The organism is Sneathiella chinensis (assembly GCF_012720115.1).
GTDB classification, from domain to species: Bacteria; Pseudomonadota; Alphaproteobacteria; order Sneathiellales; family Sneathiellaceae; genus Sneathiella; species Sneathiella chinensis.
Genome location: NZ_VNWN01000002.1, coordinates 1,061,366 through 1,084,210 on the forward strand (window position 1 = coordinate 1,061,366; position 22,845 = coordinate 1,084,210).

General features: G+C 57.7%; 15 protein-coding genes. 6 read left to right on the top strand and 9 right to left on the bottom strand.

Annotated elements, in window-relative coordinates:
* Nucleotides 1–5 precede the first annotated feature (5 nt).
* Nucleotides 6–7,694, bottom strand: a complete 7,689-nt coding sequence (locus FQB27_RS05040) for a type I polyketide synthase (protein WP_169559747.1) — start codon at nucleotides 7,692–7,694, stop codon at nucleotides 6–8.
* A gap of 34 nt (nucleotides 7,695–7,728) precedes the next feature.
* Nucleotides 7,729–8,970 carry a capsule biosynthesis protein gene (locus tag FQB27_RS05045; RefSeq protein ID WP_169559748.1) on the bottom strand — a complete coding sequence of 414 codons (1,242 nt, stop codon included), beginning with the start codon at nucleotides 8,968–8,970 and terminating at the stop codon, nucleotides 7,729–7,731.
* Nucleotides 8,971–9,277: 307 nt separating this feature from the next.
* Here FQB27_RS05045 and FQB27_RS16790 point away from each other — a divergent pair, with 307 nt between their 5' ends.
* Nucleotides 9,278–9,406: a hypothetical protein gene (locus FQB27_RS16790; protein WP_277346013.1), complete on the top strand. Its 129-nt coding sequence runs from the start codon at nucleotides 9,278–9,280 to the stop codon at nucleotides 9,404–9,406.
* A 49-nt stretch (nucleotides 9,407–9,455) separates the two neighbouring features.
* Here FQB27_RS16790 and FQB27_RS05050 read toward each other — a convergent pair whose 3' ends face one another.
* The 3 genes from FQB27_RS05050 to FQB27_RS05060 are packed head-to-tail and all read right to left on the bottom strand — an operon-like array spanning nucleotide 9,456 to nucleotide 13,155.
* On the bottom strand, nucleotides 9,456–10,421 hold the full coding sequence (locus tag FQB27_RS05050; RefSeq protein ID WP_169559749.1) for a 2-hydroxyacid dehydrogenase: 966 nt from the start codon (nucleotides 10,419–10,421) through the stop codon (nucleotides 9,456–9,458).
* Nucleotides 10,418–11,311, bottom strand: a complete 894-nt coding sequence (locus FQB27_RS05055; protein ID WP_169559750.1) for an alpha/beta hydrolase — start codon at nucleotides 11,309–11,311, stop codon at nucleotides 10,418–10,420. Before FQB27_RS05055 ends, FQB27_RS05050 begins: the two co-directional genes overlap by 4 nt.
* 38 nt (nucleotides 11,312–11,349) lie before the next feature.
* Entirely contained in the window at nucleotides 11,350–13,155 is a 1,806-nt protein-coding gene (locus FQB27_RS05060) for an acyl-CoA dehydrogenase (RefSeq protein WP_169559751.1), read from the bottom strand.
* A gap of 284 nt (nucleotides 13,156–13,439) precedes the next feature.
* On the opposite strand from FQB27_RS05060, the gene FQB27_RS05065 reads away from it, so the two are divergent.
* A complete protein-coding gene (locus FQB27_RS05065) occupies nucleotides 13,440–14,033 on the top strand; it encodes a 2OG-Fe(II) oxygenase family protein (RefSeq protein WP_169559752.1) in 594 nt (197 codons plus the stop codon).
* 26 nt (nucleotides 14,034–14,059) lie between these two features.
* Nucleotides 14,060–14,665 (top strand): 2OG-Fe(II) oxygenase, encoded by a 606-nt coding sequence (locus FQB27_RS05070; protein WP_169559753.1) that lies wholly within the window; start codon nucleotides 14,060–14,062, stop codon nucleotides 14,663–14,665.
* Nucleotides 14,666–14,722: 57 nt separating this feature from the next.
* Here FQB27_RS05070 and dgcA read toward each other — a convergent pair whose 3' ends face one another.
* The 4 genes from dgcA to FQB27_RS05090 all read right to left on the bottom strand — a co-directional run bounded on the left by dgcA (nucleotide 14,723) and on the right by FQB27_RS05090 (nucleotide 19,248).
* Nucleotides 14,723–15,709, bottom strand: coding sequence for an N-acetyl-D-Glu racemase DgcA (gene dgcA, locus FQB27_RS05075; RefSeq protein ID WP_169559754.1), 987 nt, complete (start codon nucleotides 15,707–15,709; stop codon nucleotides 14,723–14,725).
* Nucleotides 15,706–16,707 carry an N-acetyltransferase DgcN gene (dgcN, locus tag FQB27_RS05080; RefSeq protein WP_169559755.1) on the bottom strand — a complete coding sequence of 334 codons (1,002 nt, stop codon included), beginning with the start codon at nucleotides 16,705–16,707 and terminating at the stop codon, nucleotides 15,706–15,708. Before dgcN ends, dgcA begins: the two co-directional genes overlap by 4 nt.
* A gap of 64 nt (nucleotides 16,708–16,771) precedes the next feature.
* Nucleotides 16,772–17,338 carry a gamma carbonic anhydrase family protein gene (locus FQB27_RS16655; protein WP_206374322.1) on the bottom strand — a complete coding sequence of 189 codons (567 nt, stop codon included), beginning with the start codon at nucleotides 17,336–17,338 and terminating at the stop codon, nucleotides 16,772–16,774.
* Nucleotides 17,339–17,499: 161 nt separating this feature from the next.
* Entirely contained in the window at nucleotides 17,500–19,248 is a 1,749-nt protein-coding gene (locus FQB27_RS05090; protein WP_169559757.1) for a putative bifunctional diguanylate cyclase/phosphodiesterase, read from the bottom strand.
* Nucleotides 19,249–19,626: 378 nt separating this feature from the next.
* Between FQB27_RS05090 and FQB27_RS05095 the strand changes: the two genes are divergently transcribed.
* From FQB27_RS05095 to FQB27_RS05105, 3 genes are read left to right on the top strand one after another with little or no spacing between them, the layout of a single operon-like run.
* Nucleotides 19,627–20,508 (top strand): MurR/RpiR family transcriptional regulator, encoded by an 882-nt coding sequence (locus FQB27_RS05095; RefSeq protein ID WP_169559758.1) that lies wholly within the window; start codon nucleotides 19,627–19,629, stop codon nucleotides 20,506–20,508.
* Between the two features lie 9 nt (nucleotides 20,509–20,517).
* Complete coding sequence (locus FQB27_RS05100; RefSeq protein ID WP_169559759.1) at nucleotides 20,518–21,846, top strand: aspartate aminotransferase family protein; 1,329 nt, start codon at nucleotides 20,518–20,520, stop codon at nucleotides 21,844–21,846.
* A gap of 6 nt (nucleotides 21,847–21,852) precedes the next feature.
* Nucleotides 21,853–22,683 (top strand): beta-keto acid cleavage family enzyme, encoded by an 831-nt coding sequence (locus FQB27_RS05105; RefSeq protein ID WP_206374325.1) that lies wholly within the window; start codon nucleotides 21,853–21,855, stop codon nucleotides 22,681–22,683.
* Nucleotides 22,684–22,845: the final 162 nt, after the last annotated feature.

The following is a 22,845-nucleotide window of genomic DNA, read 5'->3' on the forward strand; positions in this document are numbered from 1 at the left end:
TCCCATCAGGAAGAAGGTTGTGTGTCGGAGCGACCAACGCCAGATACTTCTTCCATAACATCCTTCAAAACGTCAGCTTCCCCGGACAGGCCGTGTTGCGCCATTACACTTTCAAGGTTGTGGTCAGAAGTCAAGGCGGCCTCTTCTTCCTCGCCAAGGATGAGCTTGGCAATATTCTCGGAGAGGTCGGTAATGTTACCGCCGCCAAGAACGCTCATGGAGGACAGTTCCACACCCAGCTTGCGTTCCAGTTCCATGGTCAGTTCCAGTGTCATCAGGCTGTCAATCCCCAGATCGAACAGGGACTGCTGCGGCGCGATCTTTTCGGCTGCAGTTCCGGTAATTGCGGAAATCTGGTTGACGATCACGGACTGGATCATGGCGCGGGCCTCATCCGCAGGCAGGGACATCAGTTCCGCCAGCAGGTCGTCGGCATCGCCGCCGCCAGCGTCTTCACTGGACAGGTGGCGGATATCGTCATAGCGGGCGGATTGACCGCTTGGGAAGCCGTTGGTGATGCTGCCCCAGTTCAGTTGCAGGACAGCCGCGTTGGTCTGTGCGTTGTCGAGGGCGAGGCCAAGGCCGGAAAGGGCGGTGTCCGCATTCATGGCTTTCAGGCCTGTCCGCTTGACCAGAATATCCTTTACGTCCTCGTTGGCGGCCAGAACACCCACATCATTGATCGCCCCCCATGCGAGGGCGGTTGCCGGCAGGCCAAGGCGCTGGCGGTAGGCTGCAAGGGCCTCAAGGTAGCTGTTCCCCGCAACATAACTTGCCTGACCGGGGTTGCCGATATAGGTGGTGGCCGATGAATAGAGGGCGAACATTTCCAGCGGATCGTTTGCCGTCAGTTCATGCAGGTTCCACGCCCCGGTGATCTTCGGGGACAACACGTTCTGAAGGCGGTCTGCCTCCACATTCATGATCAACCCGTCGTCAAGAACCATGGCACAGTGTAGGACGCCGGTGATCCGGGTACCGTCTGCGCGAAGGGCGTCCAGTGCCGCTTGCAGGGCCGCCCGGTCGGTCACGTCCGCCTTGATAATTTCCACCCTGACGCCGCGGGCGATCATGCCGTCAATAACGGCCTGATCCTGTTCGGTCTTGACGCCGCTTCGGCCCATCAGGGCAAAGTGGGAGAACCGATCTCGTGACAGCCAATCGGCAGAGGCAAGGCCAAACCCGCCAAGGCCGCCGGTCACCACACAACAGCCGTCTGACAGGCGAGGCTGTTCCTGAGGCTTGGGCGCGGCGGTAATGCGCCGGTTTGCCTTGTCGGCCATCGAGACCACAATCTTGCCGATATGGCGGCTTTGCTGCATGGTCCGGAAGGCTTCCTCGATCTGGGAAGGCCGGAACACATAATGGACCAGCGGCTTGAAGACACCCTGTTCGAACAGGACCATCATGTCCTTGAACAGGCGGGCGGACAGGGCTGGCTTTTCAATCAGCAACTGGTCGGCATCGATGCCGTAATAGGTGATATTGTTGCGGAACGGACGCAGGCCGATCTTGCTGTCGGCATAGAAGTCCCGCTTGCCCAGTTCCAGAAAACGCCCGAACGGCCGAAGAATGGCCAGGTTCTTGGTGATGGCCTGACCGGACAGGGAGTTGAGAACAACGTCAACGCCTTCCCCGTTTGTCAGTTCCATGACCCGGTCGGCATATTCAAGGGACCGGGAATCCAGAATGTTTTCACAGCCCAGCAGTTTCAGGAAGTTCCGTTTTTCATCGGACCCTGCGGTCACATAGATTTCAGCCCCGATATGCTGGCAATATTGCAGGGCTGCAAGCCCGACACCGCCCGCGGCACCGTGGATCAGAACCCGCTCGCCGGGTTGCAGCCGTGCCAGATAATCCAGGGCATAATAGATGGTGAAAAACACACTGGGGATGGTGGCCGCTTCTTCAAAGCTGATCTCATCCGGTATTTTCGCGACGGCCGTTGTCTTGGTGACGATGGTGTCGGAGAAACAGTCAGAGGCAAAGCACATGACCCGGTCGCCGGGCTGGAAGTCGGTGACATCCTGTCCGACAGAGGTGATAACACCGGCCCCTTCCATGCCAAGCGTCGGCCCGGCATAGCCATTTTCAACGGCTTCGTCTTTCAGGATCCCCATGGCCCACATCACATCGCGGAAGTTCAGGCCGGTCGCCTGCATGTCGATACAAATCTCATCCGCCTTCGGGGTCGGACGGGGGCGTTTGAACCAGCCCAGATTTTCAAGGGCACCGGGCGCCTTGAAGGACAGGCCCACATTGTCATGGCCCTCTGTCTCGCCGGTTGTCAGGTCAAGCGGGCGAATACGGGTCGAAAGACGCACACCGTTTCGGTAGACCACTTCCTTGTCCGTGCCTGTCTCGGTCATTTCACGGGCAATCAGGGAACCCAGCCCATCGGTGTCGGCCGGGCCCTCAAGGGCAGGCAGGTCAACCAGTCGGGTCTGAAGGTCGGGATATTCGTTGGCGACAACCCGTCCCAGCCCCCAGAGGGGGGCCTGTGCCGGTGTGACCGGGGCCTGCAGGTCCGGTGACGGCTGGCTTCCGGCGGTGACAATGGTCAGGCGGGGTTTTTGCGGCAGGATGGTTTGTTCAAAGCCGCGAAGCAGCGAAACCAGAGCCGTGCAGCGATCGTCCTGAGCCTCAAGGGCAGCCGCTTCGGAAGTGGCAGCCAGACCCGCAAGATGCACCATATGGGTGACCTTGAGGCCCTTTTCCAGAAGCGTCTTGCCAAGGGCGGCAAAGCCGGCCGGCGTGGCAATGTCCACCACATGGTGGTTGCCCTCTGCCGAGGCCTGTTCAGGACCGGTTTGGACAAAAATAACCTGCGGGGCGTTGAAATGACGCTGGACCGCTTCGGCAATGGCCAGATCGGTGTCCTGATCATCCTGCAAGATCAGCAGGCATTCGTTGGAGGGCGCATCCGGGGATGCCTCGGTTTGCTCCGGATCGGTGTCCAGCAGGGCGGGAAGGCTGGTTTTTGTTCCCAGCAGCACAAGGCCGTTTTCAAGGCGACTTTCCTGTTCGGACAACAGGAAGTGAGGCACCAGATGGCCCTGTTGTTCCAGATTGCCGGCCCATGCCTTTTCAGACAGCGGAAGCGGTGACGGCTTGTCATCTGACGGGCTGCGATCCCACCATGCCGGGTTGCCCCCGGCGATCAGGTTGGCAATCCGCCCGCGGCTGTTCTGGGCCAGAACCAGCATGCCGCCCTTGCGCAAGATGCGTTTTGACAAGGCGGTTAGAATTTCAAACGCCGGCGGCGACCACGGGGTGCTGCGGCAGACCAGAATGTCAAAGCATCCATTGGCAGTGGCAAGGGCCTCGATCTCTTCAATGACGGTGTCGGTGATCCGCACACAGTCAACACCATGGACCGGTGCAAGATCCGTGTTGGCCCGTTGCAGGATATCCGCATCAGAGGCCGTGTAGGTGTAGGTGAAACGGTCTTCCGGCAGGGCGTTTACAAGCGCATGGGTTGCCAGAACATTGGGGCCGTCCAGTTCCAGAATACGAAGGCGGCCAGACCCCTCATGGCGCTGAACCAGATCCAGAACGGCGGCATTGACGGTTTCATCCATTTCCTGCGTCAGGACAGAGCCTTCCACGGTATATTTGGGAATGGCTGTCCCGGACAGATAGGGCAGGCTGGCGCTGTCCTTGCGGCCAGACAGGATATCCGCAAGAGCATCGCCCGTGCGGCCAGCCAGAACCAGTTCCGGCAGAAGTTCCGAATGATCCGCTGTCAGCAGGCGCCAGATCTGCGCGGGTTCGTAAAACGCGGCGTCTTCCGCCTGCTTCCAGAGCCCGTCCGCCTGAACAAGCAACCCATCCTCTTCCATCAGGCCAAGAAGATAGGTCAGGAACCGGGTCTGGTCCTCGCTGACAGCGCCGCTGGCAACCAGACCTTCGACGCTAAAACCGGCTTCCATATTGGCGCCGAGGGTCACAAGGGCCTCGCTGGTGAAGGCGGTTACAAGGGCATCCACAATCGGGACGACTTCTTCCTTGAACAGTGCCTTGTCGTCTGCAAGGCCTTCGTTGGCTGCATGCACACGGGCGGCAACCTCATCGGCCGGGGGCAGGGCGACGGTGTCGCCAAACGGATCGGCCGGGACTAGGGCCTGCTGATAGAAGGTTGGCGTTTTCGCCCGGGAGGCGCTGTCAAAACGACGGAAGCGGCAATCCTCCAGCATGGCGACAATCGACCCATCCGGTCCGGTCAGTTGGAAATCGGCAATGATGGACCGGGCGCTGATCCGGGAAATGCGGGCGTGGCAGGTAATTTCGCGCACGCCGCCCTGATACACGGCGACCTTTCCGAAGACGGACGGCAGGAAGACCACATCCTGCGGAATGTCGCTGTGGTCCTGCAGCAGGACAAACAGGCTTTGCAGGCAACTGTCCGTCAGGGTTGGGTGCAGAAGATAGTCGTCGGGTCCGAATTCCACGAATTCCGGAATGACAATGTGCGAGACGACAGTCTCTCCATCGCATGAAATATCGCGGATGCCCTGGAAGGCTGGCCCATAATCCAGGCCAAGGCCGCGAACAAAGGCATAGAGTTCACTTGCGGAGAACGAGGTTTTGGCTTCTCCGGCAGTGGTCTGGCCCCATGCCTTCGGGGTTGCCTCTACAAGGGGGGCACCGCCAAGGTTGCCCGTCACATTGGTCATGCCTTGAGAGTCGCTCAGGTAGGGGCGGGTGGTGATGTCAAACCGGCCATCCTCTCCGCTCACCCGGGTGCGGACGGAACGAAGGGTTTTCTCTTCAAGGACAAGCGGGACATGAATTTCAAGATTTTCCACAACCTGCGCATCGCCGCCATGAAGTCCGCGAGAGGCGGACAGGGCGATTTCAAGGAAGCCCGCAGCCGGGAAGACAATGGTGTTTGTCACCTGATGGTCGATCAGGTAGCCGGGCTGCCGGGCGCCCAAGTCCCGTTTCCATTCGGGGGCGCCGCTGATTGACCGTTCACCCAGAAGCGGTCCTCCCCAGCTCCCTTTCAGGGTGAAGTTGGCTTCGGAGGTCGGCTCAAGAAAATAGGTTTGCTTGTCCCACACATAACGGGGAAGGGTGTCCGGCTTCGCGCCCTTTGGCAGCAGGGCCGTGAAATCCATTTTGCCGCCGTTCACATATACATGCGTTGGCAGTTCCGCAACGCGGCGGGCGTCGTCCTTTCCGGTCAGGCTGCCCAGCACGCTGAACTGGCCGGCTTCCTGTTTCAAGGTATTCCGGACATAGCCTGTCAGGATGCTTTTGGGGCCGATTTCAATGAACAGACGGCAGCCCTTTTCCCATGCGGCCTCAATGGCATGACGGAATTTTACCGGCTGGCGAATGTTGTGCCACCAATATTCCGCATCCAGCGTCTGGCCATCGGTTTCCTCGCCGCTGACTGTGGACAGGAAGGGGATTTTGGCTTCCGCCGGGGTAAGGCCGGACAGGCTTTGGCGAATTTCAGCCTCGATCGGGTCCATGTGCGGACTGTGGAAGGGGTATTCCAGATCCAGCTTCTTATAGAGGATCGAGCGTTGCTTGCAGTAGGATTTGAGGGAAATCAGGTCCTCGTCATCCCCGGACAGGGTCATGCTGGTCGGGCCGTTGATCCCGGCGATGACCACATCCAGATTGAGTTCCTGAATGAGCGCTTCCGCACTTTCCTGATCCATTTCCAGTGCGGCCATGCCGCCCTTGCCGCGGGTCTTTGCCTGCGCGGCGCTTCGGGCCAGAATGACATCGACGGCCTGCTCAAGGGTGAGGGCGCCGCTTGCATAGGCCGCAGCGATTTCACCAACACTGTGGCCAAAGACGGCATCCGGCTTGATCCCCATGCTGGCAAGATATTCAACGATGGCAATCTGCACGGTCATGATCAGCGGCTGGGCGATCATGGTATCGGCAATCTCGTCCTCGGTGGCGTTTTGGATCTTGTCGATGACGGACCAGCCTGATTTCTGCTGGACAAGGGCATCAATCCGGCCAATGACCTCTGCAAAAACGGGGGCTGCAGTCAGAAGCTCGCGGGCCATACCGACAAACTGCGTGCCGTTGCCTGAGAAAATATAGGCAATGGGCTTGTTCAATTCGTGGGTTTGGCCGCTGATGGCGGTTTCATAGGGGGAATCCTCATCGGCATAATTCACAAGCGCGTCGTGAATTTCCTGAACATCCTGTCCAAGCACGCCAATGCGCTCCTCGAACTGCTCCCGGTAGTGAAGCGCGGACGAGGCAAGTTCCAGATAGGCCGCTGTGTCCATGTTGGCGGCGGCCAGTTGCTCGGCATACTCAAGAGCAGAGGCCTTCAGGGAGAAATCCGAGCGGGCGCTGAGCAGCAGCGGCGGCAAGTGACCGGAAACGTCCTGCCCCGTCACCGGGGCCGGCTTCGTGGCGGCGGTGCCGGTATCTGCTGTTTGCAGGATGGCGTGGCCGTTTGCCCCGCCGAAACCGAAGGAGTTGACGCCGACGGTGACCGGGCTGCCATTCTGGCCGATGGTGGCCCCTTCGGTCGCAATCTTGAGGCCATATTCGGCAAAGGGGATGTCGCTGCGGGGTTCCTTGACATGCAGGGTGGGCGGGACCATCCGGTTTTTGACCACCAGCGCCGCCTTGATCAGGCCAATCATGCCGGAGCCAGCCTCAAGGTGGCCCGCATTCGTCTTGGCAGAGCCAATCAGAAGCGGCTTTTCCGGATTGGCCTGTTCGCCGAAGAAACGACCGATTGCGCCGACTTCTGCCGCATCACCGACCACGGTCCCGGTGCCGTGGGCTTCGATATAATCGACCTCGCCGGGTTCCACATGGGCGGACTTGTAGACAGAGCGCAGCAACTGTTCCTGATGTTCGGAGCTTGGCAGGGAAATGCCGTTGGTCCGACCGTCAGAGTTGGTGCCGGCACCGGCCACCACCGCCATGATGGTGTCGCCGTCTTCAAGGGCCTTGTCCAACCGTTTCAGGATCAGGATGCCGCCACCTTCCGAGCGCACATAGCCGTTCCCGCGGCTGTCAAAGGCCATGCAGCGCCCGTCGGGGGACAGCATGTTGGCCTGAGAAAAACCGACGAAGGGTTGCGGTGTCAGAAGGATACTGACGCCGCCGCAAATGGCCATGTCAGACTGGCCCGACCGGATTTTCTGGCATGCCAGATCAAGGGCATAGAGCGAGGACGAGCAGGCCGTATCGACCGACATGCTGGAGCCATGAATGTCATAGAAATAGGACAACCGGTTCGAGGCAATGCTCATGGTTGTGCCGAGCATGAAGAAGGAGTTGCCGGTCGCCGTGTCGCCAAATTTGGAGGAGCCGAATTCCGTCGAGGAAATGCCCACATAGACGCTTGTATTGCTGCCCCGGATCGAGGACGGCTTGATGCCCGCATCCTCAAAGGCTTCCCAGCTCAGTTCCAGCAGCAGGCGTTGCTGCGGGTCCATTTGCGCCGCTTCCCGCGGGGAAATGTTGAAGAAACCGGCGTCGAAGTCCCAGATATTGTCAATCTGGCCGGCTGATTTCGTATAGGCCTTTCCGGGAATGTCTTTCTCGGGGTAGTGATAGGCGTCCGTATTCCAGCGTTCGTCACTGACTTCGGTGATCAGATCCCGACCTTCCAGAAGAATGTTCCAGAAATCCGCAGCGCTGTGGCAACCACCCGGCAGCCGGACAGAGGTCCCGACAATGGCAATGCGATCTTTCGGCAAAGAATTTTTGTTTTCGAAATCAGTCATTTAACTATCATAAACCTGTTGGTTGCGTCAGCCGGGGCAGGGAATGGGTTACGGCCAGTTCCATGCCGGTTCGCGTATAGAAATTGCCATTGGCGTGACAGTAGCCAAGGAGAGACGTTCTGAGAGCGTCCAGCAAAGAGAGATCGGGGCTTTTCGGGTCGGTCCAGAACTCTGTCTGGCCGGACCGGTAGACAAGCCCCGGTATGTTATAGATTGCATCTCCGAGCAGCAGAACCGGGACCTTTTTGTCCAACGCGGTCATGCCCACGGTGCTGTTGATGGTGATGACCCCCCGGCAATGGGCAAGCAGGGCATTCAGGTCCCCGCCATCAATGAAGCGGACGCGATCCTTGATGGCCTGTTCGGCAGCAAAGGCCCGTATCAGTTTGCCATAGTTGATCATGCCGTTGTCGAGAGGGTGGTTCTTGATGATCAGAACCGCATCCTTGGGCGCCTCGCTCGCAAAGGTTTTTAACACAGTGCGAATGGCGTCCGGCATGGTGCCGTAGGGGGAATGGACCCGCACCTGAGAATCTGAATCAAGCTGCAAGGGGAACAGGTAGCAGGGCGCTGCCATGTCCGCGATCTCGCGAACGGCTTTTTCGGCCCTTGGCTTCAGCCAGGACAGGGTCACAAGGCGCTTTGTCCAGGTCGCATATTCCGCCCAGACCGTATAGGGGCGATGGGTCCGGTGGTGCGGGAATTTCCAGATCATCAGCAGGTTCATGAAATTGTAGACAAAATCATAGAAAATGCGTTGCCACAACCCGCCGCCAACGGGTTCCGGGGCCTCTAAAACGGCCTTGTCCGCCAGCGCGTGAATGATGTCGGCCTGCTTTGGGAACGAGGAATGACCGTTGACGCCGCCCTGTTCCAGCGTGATCCAGTGAGGACGGATATAGCCTTCCTCAAACACCCAGATGGAAATGCCTTTTGATTTGGCAAGGCTGATCGCCTTCTGGTGCCATGGGCGACAGTCGCCGAACAGGACGATATCCGTAACCTGCTTCTGGTCCAGCGTTTGTTCAAGAAAGCCTTGAAACTGCGCGGGCTTGTCCGTGAAATTTATTTCATGGAAGCCGTTCCAGAAGAAGTGATCGCCACCGTTGAAATTGATTTTGGATACAGCACACCCATTGTCTGCAAGTCGTTGTCCAAGACGCAGGAAAAAGGGACTGGCAATGGTTTGCAGAAAGAGAAAGGATCTCCTGCAGTGTTGCCTGTCGGTATTGGGGTCTTCCCTAACCAAATTTACAAACCCGTATCACGTGTTACTCTCGAATATGGTGTATGCCGGTCGTTATCTTTTAGACGCCGACAGGACAACAAATAATTCCCTTGCAAGTCTGAATAATGATTTGGATACAGTAATACAACAGCCTGTTTCCTCACGCCAATGGATTTATTCCCGACTTTGGCACTTGCCGGGAGACGGGGCAGAAAAAATGCGCTGAACTTTGGGGAATGTCAAAACTGTGACCGCGGGGCATTTCCCTTACTGAAGGTCTTTCTAAATACCTATTCGTGACCGAATTTTAGGAATGTGAGGAAAGGCCATGAAATCCCTTGTTTTGGTGTTGACCCTGATTGTAATCACCGCCGCAGGCTGTCAGGACAGCCGACAATCCCGCGACGAAGACCCGGACCGCTATTGCTGCCGATGGGGGGACCATGCCCGTCCGTGACGAGCAGGGATATATTCGTCCGACAGTCTGGGGCCACTAGCCACTGCCGCTAGCCAATAGGCGAGGGCAACGGTTTGCCTGCAAAGAAGGCATCCAGATTATCAAGGCAGACAAATCCCATCAGGTTGCGGGTCTCGGTGGTGGCACTGCCGATATGGGGCAGGACAAAGACGTTATCCAACGCCAGATAGTCCGGGTTGAGGTGAGGCTCGTTCTCAAACACATCCAGCCCGGCGGCAGCAATATGCCCCTGTTTCAGGGCCGCGATCAAGGCTGTATCCTTGATGACGGGGCCGCGGGCGGTGTTGACCACGACCGCCCCCTCTGGCAGCAGGCGGAGGGTTTCCTCGTTCAGGAAATATTTGGTTTCCGGACTGAGGGGGCAATTGATGGACAGGAATTCACACTGCTTCAGAAACTCGGTTTTGTCCGAATGGTAAATGGCGTCTTCCAGTCCCGGCGCGGCTACCGGTCGCCGGTTGTGATAGTGGATTTCCATATCGAACCCCTTGGCGCGGCGGGCCACCGCCTGACCAATCCGCCCCATGCCAAGAATGCCAAGTTTCTTGCCGGTGACATGGACGCCCAAAAACTGCGTCGGGGTCCAGCGGTCCCACTGGCCGCTCCGCAAGGTGGCGGCGCTGGATTGTGCCTGACGGGCGGCTCCAAGCAGGCAGAGAAAGGCAATATCCGCTGTTGCGTCTGTCAGGACATCCGGTGTGTTGGAAAGGGTAATCCCCTTGCTTTTGGCTGCGGCCACATCCAGATGATCATATCCAACTGAATAGGTCGCAATCATTTTTATGGTATCCGGCAGCGCCTCTATCAGGGCCTTGTCGAACCGTTCCGTACTGGCGCACATAATGGCGTCGGCCTTGCCCGCGAGCGACAGGATTTCATCTGCGGACAGGGGGTGGTCGTCCTGATTGACAATGGCGTCGTAGGATACGGAAATCCGGTCCATGACAGCATCGGGAAACTGGCGGGTTACCAGAAGGCGGGGTTTGGCAGTCATGATGGTTTCGCAGCCTCGTCTGAAACGCCCATCTGGGCGCGGATGGCAGTTGCAAGTTTGCTGGTCGGGTCGGCCAGCGAGGAGACTATCGTAAAGTGGTTATAGGGGGCATAGACCTCTGCCGGGCAGGCAATGCCCGGCCATGCGGCAGCCATGGTTTGGCTTTGCCACAGATATTCCGGCCCTTCATATCCGCCAACGACAAGCTGCAGGGCGCCGGATTTAGGGGCAGGCAGGCCCGCAGGGCTGTTTTTCGCGACACACTCTTCGCTTAATTTCAGGTCATCCTGCAAAAAACAGCGACGGATCGGTTCAAGGTCGTAGAGGCCACTGATGCCAACGCCGCCCTTGACGAGATCGACCGGATAGCCGGTGCCGAAGGCCGTCCAATCGGTTGCCGCGACCATGGCGACAATGTGCCCGCCTGCGGAATGGCCGGACGTGAAAATCCGCTCCGGGTCAAGGGAATGATCGGCGGCATTGTCAAACAGCCAGGCGATGGATTGACGGCATTGCCGAACCAGTTCGTCCATGCTGACGGTGGGGATCAGGGCATAATCCACAATGGCGGTGACAATGCCCTGTTCGGCAAAGGCACGGGCGATAAACGTAAAGACGTCCTTTGACAGTGCCTTCCAGTAACCACCGTGGAAAAAGACCTGTACGGGACGGGGGGTATCGGTCGGCCCGTTCGGATAAATCAGGTCCATTGTCTGGCCGGTTCCTTCGTCGAAGCAAACGGTCTTGATGTTGGGGTACTCGGTCCGGGTTGTCTCGCAAAGCGCGGACCATTCCTTCATGAACAGGGAATAGTCCCGTACCTTGGCGATATTGTTGTATTCCTTGTCCAGTTGCTGGCGGTCAAGGCCGCGGAACAGTGTTTCTGACATCAATTTTTACTCGTTTTGGATGGTTACAATGCTGTGCCCTAGAAGCAGTCTGGGTCAATGGTGAGGGTGGTGTCGTCCAGGCTGGCAATCAGGTTGCCCCATGGTTCGACCCGGCAAAGCTCATAACGGTGAAAATACTGGCAGGTTGCGATTTTACCCTCATAGAAGGCGCGGTCAATGTCAGAGGGGTTTTCAGACAGGGCCCGCTCTGCGGTGAGGGCCTGCTCCAGCCATTTCCAGCCCAGAACCATATGGCCGAACATGTCCAGATACAGCGTTGCGTTGGCAAGGGACAGCCTGATTTTTCCGTCCTGCATGGCCGCTGCGATGGTTTGTGTGGTGCGGGTGATAACCTGTGCGCTGGCGTCCAACCGGTCCGCAAACTCCGCCAGACGGGGATGGGTGCGCGCCGTGTCCATGGTCGCGGTCATATGCTTTATCAGCAGCTTGAGCGCCGCACCATTATCCATGATGGCCTTCCGTCCCAGAAGGTCCAGTCCCTGAATTCCGTGTGTTCCTTCGTGAATGGGGTTCAACCGGTTATCCCGATAATATTGTTCCACCGGGTAATCGCGGGTATAGCCGTATCCTCCCAGCACCTGAATGGCGTGCTTGTTGGCTTCCAGACAGAATTCGCTGGGCCAGGATTTGACCACGGGGGTTAACAGGTCAAGAAGGGTTTTGGCTTCCGCACGGGCGGCTTCATCGGGGCCGGTTTTTTCCTCATCCACCAGTCTTGCCGCATATAGACACAGGGCCAATCCGCCCTCGACAGCGGCTTTCTGGGCCAGCAGCAGACGGCGGATATCCGCATGCTCGATCAGCATAAGCTGGTCGCTCCGTGCGTCCTTTCCATCGGGGTGGCGTCCTTGCGGACGGTTTTTTGCATAATCAAGGCTGTAGAGATACCCTGCATATCCAAGGCTTACCGCCCCAAGGCCGACCCCGATCCGTGCCTCGTTCATCATGTGGAACATATAGAACAGGCCCTTGTGTTCTTCCCCGATCAGATACCCGGTGGCGCCGCCCTGTTCCCCAAAATTCAGCAGGGTGTTGGTGGTGCCCCGGTATCCCATCTTGTGATTGAGGCCGGCAAGGGTGACATCATTGCGTTCGCCAAGGCTGCCGTCATCATTGACCAGATATTTCGGAACAATAAACAGCGATATGCCCTTGACCCCGTCCGGGGCACCCGGAATTTTGGCCAGCACCAGATGGACAATATTTTCTGACAGGTCATGTTCCCCGGCGGAAATCCACATCTTGCTGCCGGAAATTTTATAGGTCCCGCCCCCGGTGGGCACGGCCTTGGTCTTGATATCCGACAGGGACGATCCCGCCTGTGGTTCCGACAGGCACATGGTGCCAAAGAAACGCCCGGCGATCATGGGCTTCATGAAGCGGTTTTTCTGATCGTCCGTGCCATAGGCGCGGAGGACATTGGACGCGCCCACGGTCAGGAACGGGTATCCCATCGTCCCGGTATTGGCGGCGGTGAAAATGGCGTTGCAGGCCATGGCGATGGCGGTGGGAAGCTGCATGCCGCCATCATCGTAGTCATGCTGCATCCCCATGAAGCCATTTTCTATATAGGCATCAAGGGCTTCCTTGACCTCGGGGATGATATGGACCTTTTCCCCGTCAAATGTGGGTTCGTTCAGATCCGCTTTGCGGTTGTGGGGCTCAAACAGGTCGCGGGCCATGTCAGCGGCCGTTTTGAGGATGGCGTCATAGATATCCCTGTCCTGATCCGCATGGCGATCCCTGCCAACAAGAGAGTCTGTATCAAGCATTTCATAGAGTTGAAATGACAGGTCCCGGAGGTTCATTGTCGCGACTGACATGGTATCCCTTTCATTGACGCCTTTTCAGCTGGTTCTTGTGAAATATTCATATCACTTTTGCTTCATCGATCCAGCCTTTATCCGGTCAGGACGGTTTTTGCTTCACCCTGTGGTTGCGTTGGTGGTTGGAAAATATCTCGTTCAAAAGGGTTGGCTTTTACAGGGAAAGGTGGAATAGTATCCTTCAAATGTGACGGCCGTCACACTTTATAAAAGTATGATATTAAAGGCCGTTTTGTTGCTGAACGTCAGATTTCTGGTTGGGAGACAGAAACATGATTGTAATGCCATCGGCACCCTTGCGGAACAGTCGGACCGCATCGGTGTATGTGAACCAGGTTTTTTCGGAAGAGGAATGTGATCGTATCCTGGCGTCACTGGATGAAGACAAGTGGGAGGAAGCCATGGTCGGGGGGATCGCCGGCAAGGGGGTTTTCTCGGTGCAGAAGGATTATCGCAGCAACTATCAGCAAACCGTGCCGGTTGCCAATGACGGGTTCCCGTTGAACCGGATCGGTCAGGAAATCAGCACGGCCAATTCTTCTCTGTGGCGGTTTGACCTTGACGGTTTCGCCGAGGATGACCTGCCCTGGGTCATGAACTATTGCCGGGTTGGGGATCATAACAACTGGCATGTGGATGTGGGGCAGGCGGCAACGGCTTCCAGAAAGCTGGGATTTTCCCTGCAACTGACCGACGGGACCGAGTACGAAGGCGGCGATCTGGCTTTTCACCGGATCCGAAAAGAACGCGGTGAATTGACGCGAAAAGGAACGCTGGTGGTGTTTCCGGCCTTCTGGCTGCACAAGGTCGCGCCCATGATTGCGGGGCATCGGAAATCGGTTGTGGGATGGGTCCACGGCCCCAGTTTCCGCTAGGTTTTGGATCGGGAGAGTTACAGCCAATGAATATGATGCCCTTGCTTCCCCTGCGGAACACCAATGTTTCCATGAATACGCACTGGCCCCTTCTGTCGCCGCAGGAATGCGCACAGATTGTTGCCCGGGCCAACCCGAAAAGATGGGAAAAGAAACTGCCTATCGGCCCCGGAAATGTCCCGATTTTCCCCGACGCCAAGATGGACAAGGCCGTTGAAAGACAACCCTTGCCGTTGGGCCAGAATGCCTTTCCACTGGATCAGGTCATGTTTGGTCTGGGACAAACCAATGCAGATAACTGGCGCTTTGAACTGACCGGCGTGCCCGCCGATGACATGCCGTGGCTGGTGCGTCAGTCAAAGGGCGGCTCCGATGAGGAACACTGGCAGGTTGACCTTGCCGAGTCCTTCACATCGTCCCGAAAGCTGGGCTTCATCATTCAGCTTTCCGACCCGAAAAGCTATGAGGGCGGGGACGTGGTGTTCCACAATATTCCTGCAGATCGGGATTTGATGCGGGCGCAGGGAACAGTGATTGTGTTCCCTGCCTTCTGGTTGCATCGTGTAACCAGCGTTACCAAAGGGGTGCGGCATTCCATCGTGGGCTGGATACACGGCCATAATTTCCGCTGACCCCTTGGTGTCCGCGCTGGGGGCGCGGAGGCGTATGCGGGGACTTGTGCTGGGGGATTACCCCCAGAGGCGGTGATCCGGTGCGTGCATGACGCTGCCATCAAATCGGATGCCCTCGGGACGGTCCTTTTCCAGAAGAAGGGGGCCATCCAGATCAACAAACCGGGCAAACCCGCCCAGCATCATTGCCGGGGCCATGCCAAGGCTGGTCCCGAGCATACAGCCGACCATCACACCAAGACCGAAATCACGGGCCGCCTCGGCCAGCAGCAAGGCTTCCGTCAGGCCGCCGGTCTTGTCCAGCTTGATGTTGATGTAATCATAGATCGCCGCCACTTCATCCAGCGTGGCGGTATCATGACAGCTTTCATCCGCGCAAACCGGGACCGGACGATCCATGTCCCCAAGGGCGAGATCCTGCCCTGCAGGCATGGGCTGTTCGATCAGTTCCACACCCAGATCGGCCATGCGGGGGAAATAGTCCTCCATCATGGGCAGGGTCCAGGCCTCGTTGGCATCGACAATCAGGCGGGTTTTGGGGGCCGCCGCTCGCACGGCAGTTACCCGTTCCACGTCAAGATCGCCGCCCAGCTTCAGTTTGATGAGCGGACGATGGGCCTGCAAGGCGGCGGCTTCACCCATTTTCTCAGGGCTGTCCAGTGACAGGGTATAAGCCGTGATCAGCGGGCCGGGTTCGGGGATGCCGGCAAGCTGGGCGATGGTTTTGCCGGAAAGTTTTGCTTCCAGATCCCAAAGGGCGCAGTCCACCGCATTTCGGGCCGCCCCCGACGGCAGCAGGGACAACAGGTCCTGCCGCCCGGCGCCATGCTGGATGGCATCGCGAACCGTGGTGATTTCGTCCAGTACGGAAGAAATGCTTTCATTGTAACGGGCGTAAGGCACACATTCACCGCGCCCTTGCACCCCGTCCTGTTCAATCGTGATGACGACAACTTCCGCGGCGGTCTTGGCGCCGCGACTGATGCGGAAGCTGCCCCGGATCGGCCAGCTTTCCGCTGCGGCTGAGAGGGTTCGTTTTGTCATGTCAGGGCGTCAACAATGGGGGCGACACCGTTTCGGAAGGCATCGACACAGGGCAGGCCCAGTTCATCCTCAAGATTTTTCAGGTAGGCTTCCCACTGGTCTGCGGGCAGGCCGGACGTGTTGACGCTGACCCCCACAAACCGCACATCCTTGTTGGTCAGGCGGGCGGTGGTCAGGTTCAGGTCCATACATTCCTTCAGGCCGGGCAGGGGCTGATGGGGAATGCCGCGCATATGGGTGCGTGTGGGTTCATGGCAAAGGACAAGGGCGTCCGCCTGCGAGCCATGCAGCAATCCAAGGCTGACCCCGGCAAAGGACGGGTGGAACAGGGACCCCTGACCTTCAATGACATCCCAGTGATCGGGGTCATTTTCAGGGGCAAGCTGTTCCACGGCACCGGAAATGAAGTCGGCCACAACGGCATCAACGGAAATGCCGCTGCCGGCAATGAAAATCCCGGTCTGGCCTGTGGCGCGGAAGTCCGCCTTCATGCCGCGGGCGTGCATTTCCTTTTCGATGGCAAGCGCGGTATACATCTTGCCCACGGAACAGTCCGTGCCAACCGCCAGAATTCGCTTGCCGCTGCGCTTGTTGCCCTTGCCGGTCGGCAGGTCGCCGGAGGGGTGGCGCACATCAAACAGTTTCCGCCCGGTCCGCTCGGCGGCTTGGCGGATCGCCGGAACCGAGGCAAGGCGGATATGCAGGCCGCTGGCAATATCGAACCCGGCGTCCATGGCCTCAACGATATTGGCAACCCAGTGGTCCGGCAGGAACCCACCGGAATTGACGATGCCGATCACCATGGTTTTCGCGCCGGCGCGGGCGGCCTCTGAAATGGTCATGTCGGCAATGCCAAGGTCTGCGGCACATCCTTCCAGTCGAAGCTGGCCAAGGCACCATTCCGGGCGCCAGTCTACAATGCCTTTGGCTGTTTTCGCACCCAGTTGGTCACCGACATCCCCCAGGAACATCAAATATGGGGTTTTCAATTCAGACATACTTCCTCCGATAACAAACTGTCGGGCCGGGGCTGGTCCGGGCCGCTCCTGTTGAACCTTGTGTTTATTCGCTTACCAGCTTTGAAATTTCGTCTCTCACCGCATCGCGGCACCTGTCGCTTTCCCATTCGCGGTGTTCCCCCTTGGAATAGGCAAGGGCGTTCCGATAATACAGGAATGCGTTGGTCCGGCACTTGACGTAGTTGTTCTGGCTTCGAACGACCTTGCCGGGGGTTCCCATGACAATGGAATTGTCCGGGATTACTGTTCCTTCCTTCAGGAAGCTGTGGCCGGCAATGATACAATTGTCGCCAATCACGCAGCCATCCATGATGGTGGTATTGATGCCGATCAGGCAATTATCGCCAATGGTGCAGCCATGAATAGTACAATGATGGGTGATCGAACAGTGGTTGCCGATATAGGTGCCCGTGGTATCGCCAATATGGATCATGGCGAAATCCTGAATATTGGTGTATTCGCTGATCATCACTTCCTTGCTTTCCGCCCGGATGACGGAATAGGGCCACAGGGATGATCCCTTGCCGATACTGACCTTCCCGTAAATGAGGGCCGTTTCATGAATGAACGCTGCCTCGCTGGCGGTGACTTCCGGACCGAATTTTCCCACCGTACTCTCTCCCCTGAATACGTTAAAGTTCCGCATTTCAGTGGTTTGCGGCTTGTGGCCGGATACCGGTTGCGGGTTTGTTGACCGGACTGTAACAGCCTCGGCAACGAAACGTCAAACGGATGTTCAGGTGAAAAACGGATGCCGCAAAGGCCGCCGGATCAGCGTGCGGCAGCCCACGGAGACGTGGTCAGCCAGGAATCAAAGGCCTCCACATCGATGGGGCGGCTCATGTAATAGCCTTGCGCCACATGACAGCCGAGCCCGGCCAGCATATACCAGGTTTCCCGGTCTTCCACACCTTCCGCAACAACGGACAGGTCCAGATTGCGGGCCAGTTCCAGCAGGGTACGGACAATGACGGCATCGTCGGAAACCGTGTTCATGTTCAGCACAAAGCTTTTGTCGATCTTGATCTCGTCCACCGGCAGTTTGCGGATGTAGGCGAGGGATGTGTAGCCGGTGCCAAAATCGTCAATGGAGACCTTGACGCCCAGTTCATGCAGGCGGGTCACCACATCGGTTGCCCGGACCACATCGGATATGATCGCGCTTTCGGTGATTTCCAGTTTCAGACGTTCTGCGGGAAAGCGGGATTGCTCCAGCAGGCGGTTCACGATGTCCGGGAAAATCGGGTTATGCAGGATCAGCGCGGAAATATTGACGGAAACATTCAGCTTGTGACCGCTGCTCAGCCACTTGCTGCCTTGCCGGATGGCGGCGTCAAGAACCCATCGGGTCAACGGCTCGATACTGCCGGCCCCTTCGGCCAGCGGAATGAAACTGTCCGGGAACAGCAGGCCCTTCTGTGGATGCTGCCAGCGAACCAGTGCCTCTGCGCCGATGACTGTACTGTCATGCATGCGGATCATGGGCTGGAAATGCAGGCGAAGCTGGTTGTTGTCGATGGCGTCGGGCAGTTCCTGCGCCAGACGGAGTTGCTGCCGCCGTTCGGTGTCTTCCTGCTGGGTGTAGACCATGAACCGGTTCTTGTCGCGCTTGGCCGAATAGAGCGCGGACATGGCCTTGTGAAGCAGGCTGTCCGGGGTGTCATGTTCTTCCAGTTTGGCAATCCCCATGGTGGCGCTGAGCGTGGTGCTCTGTCCGTCCAGGAAATAGGGCTGCCGCAATTCATGGGACAGGCGGGCGGCGGTTGTCGTATCTGACACCCGCGCCAGACCGGCGCCCTGAATGATGACAGCAAACTCGTCATCGCCGAGCCGCCCGACAATGGAATGTTCCGGTACGAACTGGGTCAGCCGTTCGGCCACGGTTTTCAGGATCAGGTCGCCATAAGCGTGGCCCTTGCTTTCGTTAAGGGCCTTGAAGCTGTCAAGATCAAGGGTGATCAGTGAGATATAGGTATCGTCTTCCCGTGCCTTACGTGTGGATTGCTCCAGCAGTTTCTTGAAGCGCGTCCGACCGGGCAGGGATGTGAGCGGGTCCTTGGCAAGCAGATGATTATCCGAGCCGTTCAGGTGAAGTTGCAGGTCCTTCCAGCGGTTTCCGTTGATGACGGCGCTGCCGACACGAGACAGGGAAAATTCCGGGGCGGGAACGCAGTCCGTTGCCCCCAGATTCATCATTTCAATGGGGCCGTCAATCACCACCGCCGTGGCATAAGGCGGGATTTGTGTGGTGGTTTCCAGAATTTTCAGGACCGTGTCATGGCCAAGGTCATGATCGATAAGCAGCAGGTTGTACTGCCCCTGATTGAGGTCCTGTGTTATTTGCGTATTCAGAGTGCCCGCCGACCGTTTGACCGGCAGGTTCATGGTCTGCATGATTTTGGAAATCTTGTTGCCGTTTTCAAGGATCAGGGGTTTCAAGCCGCCAAGTTGCAGGTTTGCCGGGCCGTCGCCAACCGTGTCGGCTTTTTGGGCCCGTCTTCTTCTAAACGGAAATTCCAACGATTTTGATCCAGCCGAAACCAAGGTGACACTCGAATTTAAAGGACAAGAGGGACTTTGAAATATGAGATTCCAAAGGAATAATTCGAGATATAGCGATAGAGAGTAAAAAAGGTCTTAATATCTTGCGGCAGGAGAATTGCCGCCCGGATCAGGAGCTCGTGGCAGAAGCGAGAGGGCGCGAGGCAGGGTGGGTGTTTTTCTTGAAAAACGTGCATTTTTTCGCGAGATTCCTAATTTGTCGCTCGGGTAAGGGGTGCTCCATTTGAATCATTTTTTCAAAAAATGATTCATTTGTTGTGCGCTGTCCGGGAAATGGATACCATCTGCCGAACAATGTCGATTCGGCTCCCGTCTGGGAGCAAGGTGAGAGGGACGATGTCCGAAACCTTGCAGGAAATGTATATTCTGGACCGCCTTGAGCAGGACTTTGAGGCCCTCAGTCCGCAGTTGAAGCAGGCTGCCCGGTTTGTTCTGGACTGCCCCAACGAGGTGGCGACCCATTCCATGCGGGAAATTGCCCTTCGGGCCGGAGTGAAGCCAGCGACCATGGTGCGCTTGTCCAACCGGATGGGGTTCGCAGGATATAACGAGTTTCGCGAGACCTTCCGGGATCGGCTGACACAGGAAGGGGCGGGATATGCAGCCCGTGCCCGCCAGATGCAAATGAAAAGCCAAACCGGTGAGGGGCAGGGGCTGGTGGCGGATCTGGTCGCGGCGGAAACCGGCAATATTGAGAACAGTTTCCTGAATGTCAGTGATGCGGATCTGGATACAGCGGCCCGGATCTTTCTCGAGGCCGACCGGGTTTTTATTGTGGGGCTGCGGAAGTGCTATCCGCTGGCGCACTATTTTCACTATGCGACCCGGGTTTTCTTTCAGAATTCACGCTTGTTGACGGGATTTGCCGGTCTTTTTTCTGAAGAGGTGTCCGCCATCGGTGAGCGGGATGCGGTTCTGGTGATTGCCTTTGATCCCTATACCCGTGAAACGGTCGAGGCGGCCAATCGCGCCCGAGAGGTTGGCGCGGGGCTTGTAGCCATCACGGATAGCGTTGTCTCGCCGCTGGCGAAAGAGGCCGGAGCCTCCTTCGTGGTGGGCAACCGCAGCCCGTCTTTCTATCGCTCGCTGGTCGGTGCCCTTGCCATTGTTCAGGCGCTGGTCGCGGCCCTTGTCAATCGCCTTGGTGAGGAGGCGGTCACGGCCCTTGAGCGGTCAGACAGTATTTTGCGCTCTAACAATACCTATTGGAATGGATAGGCAGACATCATGACACATGTATTTCATCGCGCCCCCAGAAATGAGTATCCCATGGCCGCCCGCGGGGACGGTCCCTATGTTTTGGATACAACCGGCAAGCGATATCTGGACGCCAGTGGCGGTGCCGCTGTTTCCTGTCTGGGACACAGCAATGCGGCTGTCAACGACGCGATCAAGGCGCAACTGGACCGGATTGCCTTTGCCCATACGGGATTTTTCACCAACGAGCCGATGGAAAAACTGGCCGATTTCCTGTGTGAACGGGCGCCGGGGGATTTGAATGCGGTCTATTTTGTTTCGGGCGGGTCCGAGGCGGTTGAGGCCGCGCTGAAGCTGGCGCGCCAGTATTTCATTGAAAAAGGCGAGGGGAGCCGGTCCCGCTTCATTTCCCGCCGCCAGAGCTATCACGGCAACACGCTGGGAGCCTTGTCCGCGGGCGGCAATGAATGGCGGCGGGAGCCCTATTCCCCGCTTCTGATGCCGGTGGCGCTGTTGTCGCCCTGTTATGCCTATCGGGAAAAACGGGATGGGGAGAGCGACTTTGACTTCGGTCAGCGGGTTGCCAACGAGTTGGAGGAGGAAATCCTGCGGCAGGGGCCGGAAACCATTTGTGCCTTTATCTGTGAGCCGGTGGTCGGCGCCACCCTTGGGGCCGTTCCGGCGGTGGAGGGATATTTCAGCCGCATCCGGGAAATCTGTGACACCTATGGCATTCTTCTTATTCTGGATGAGGTCATGTGCGGCATGGGCCGGACGGGCACCCTGTTTGCCTGTGAGCAGGAAGGTGTCGCCCCGGACATTCTGGTGACGGCCAAGGGGCTGGGCGCCGGATACCAGCCGATCGGCGCCATGCTGGTGTCCGACCGGATTTACCAGACCATTCGAAATGGCAGCGGCTTTTTCCAGCATGGTCATACCTATATGGGGCATCCGGTGGCGTGTGCGGCGTCCCTTGCGGTCCAGACCTATGTGGAGGACAACAACCTGCTGGAGAATGTCCGTCTTCAGGGGGCAGCGCTTAAAAATGCGCTGGAGGCCACGTTTGGCCAGCATCCTTTCATCGGCGATATTCGGGGGCGGGGCCTGTTTCTGGGTCTTGAAATTGTCGAGGACAAAGAGACGAAAGCGCCTTTTGATCCGGCCCGAAAGATCAACGCCAAGGTCAAGGCCGCAGCCATGGACGCCGGGTTGATGTGTTACCCCATGGGCGGCACCATTGATGGTCAGCGCGGGGATCATGTCCTGCTGGCGCCGCCCTTCATCATTGAGGCCAGCCATGTGGATGAAATCGTCTCCAAATTGGCGCAGGCTTTCCAGTCCACCTTCAAGGAGGTTTAAACAAGAATGTCAGAAACAGAAATGACACAGACCCCGCTCATCATAACGGTGGCCCCGAACGGGGCCCGTAAAACGCAGGCGGATCATCCCGCCTTGCCCATTTCGCCAGAGGAACTGGCCCGTGAGGCCAAAGCCTGTGCCGCGGCCGGGGCGGCCATGATCCACCTTCATGTGCGCAAAGAAGACAAGACCCACACCCTTGATCCAGCCCGCTATCGGGAGGCAATGAGCGCAATCCGGGACGCTTGCGGGGATGATATCCTGATTCAGGTCACGACGGAGGCGGTGGGCCTTTATGAAGCGCCGGAGCAGATGGCGGTGATCCGGGAACTGGCGCCGCAATCGGCTTCACTCGCCATTCGGGAGATTGTCCCGGAAGGCGGGGAGGAGCAGGCGCGGGCCTTCCTGCATGAGATCGTGGACGGGGGAACGCTGCCCCATTACATCCTCTATTCTGCGGATGATCTGAAACGCTATCTGCTGCTGAGGGATCAGGGCGTTATCCCGGACAGGAATGAATTTTTGCTGTTTGTGCTTGGGCGCTACACCGCCGGGCAGGTGTCGCATCCGGGGGACCTGATCCCGTTTCTGGGCGAACTGACACAGGACATTCCGTGGTCTGTCTGTGCGTTTGGCCCGCTGGAACATGCGGCGGCCAGTGCGGCGGTGGCCCTTGGCGGGCATGTCCGGGTCGGTTTCGAGAATAACATGCTGCTGAAAAGCGGTGAAACGGCAGGGAATAATGCGGAACTGGTGCAACAGATTCGGGATGTGGCAGAAGCTGTGGGCCGACCGGTCGCATCGGCTGCAGAAGCGCGCAAGATTCTGACCGTCTAGGCTCTGCCGGGCGGTCCGCAGGACACTGAAATGACGTGCTCTTCCGGGAAATCGGAGGAGCCTTTCCTGCTGGGGAAAAGGCTCACCTGAAAAAATCTGAAGTGCCTGAAAATATAGGGGAAATTGATACAAATTGGATTTTTGCCCTATATGATATTATTG

What these genes read in the sequence shown, in the direction of transcription:
- FQB27_RS16790 (WP_277346013.1), top strand. Translation starts at nt 9,278, where the DNA reads ATGAAATCCCTTGTTTTGGTGTTGACCCTGATTGTAATCACCGCCGCA.
- FQB27_RS05050 (WP_169559749.1), bottom strand. Translation starts at nt 10,421, where the DNA reads ATGACTGCCAAACCCCGCCTTCTGGTAACCCGCCAGTTTCCCGATGCT.
- FQB27_RS05055 (WP_169559750.1), bottom strand. Translation starts at nt 11,311, where the DNA reads ATGTCAGAAACACTGTTCCGCGGCCTTGACCGCCAGCAACTGGACAAG.
- FQB27_RS05060 (WP_169559751.1), bottom strand. Translation starts at nt 13,155, where the DNA reads ATGTCAGTCGCGACAATGAACCTCCGGGACCTGTCATTTCAACTCTAT.
- FQB27_RS05065 (WP_169559752.1), top strand. Translation starts at nt 13,440, where the DNA reads ATGCCATCGGCACCCTTGCGGAACAGTCGGACCGCATCGGTGTATGTG.
- FQB27_RS05070 (WP_169559753.1), top strand. Translation starts at nt 14,060, where the DNA reads ATGAATATGATGCCCTTGCTTCCCCTGCGGAACACCAATGTTTCCATG.
- dgcA (WP_169559754.1), bottom strand. Translation starts at nt 15,709, where the DNA reads ATGACAAAACGAACCCTCTCAGCCGCAGCGGAAAGCTGGCCGATCCGG.
- dgcN (WP_169559755.1), bottom strand. Translation starts at nt 16,707, where the DNA reads ATGTCTGAATTGAAAACCCCATATTTGATGTTCCTGGGGGATGTCGGT.
- FQB27_RS05095 (WP_169559758.1), top strand. Translation starts at nt 19,627, where the DNA reads ATGTCCGAAACCTTGCAGGAAATGTATATTCTGGACCGCCTTGAGCAG.
- FQB27_RS05100 (WP_169559759.1), top strand. Translation starts at nt 20,518, where the DNA reads ATGACACATGTATTTCATCGCGCCCCCAGAAATGAGTATCCCATGGCC.
- FQB27_RS05105 (WP_206374325.1), top strand. Translation starts at nt 21,853, where the DNA reads ATGTCAGAAACAGAAATGACACAGACCCCGCTCATCATAACGGTGGCC.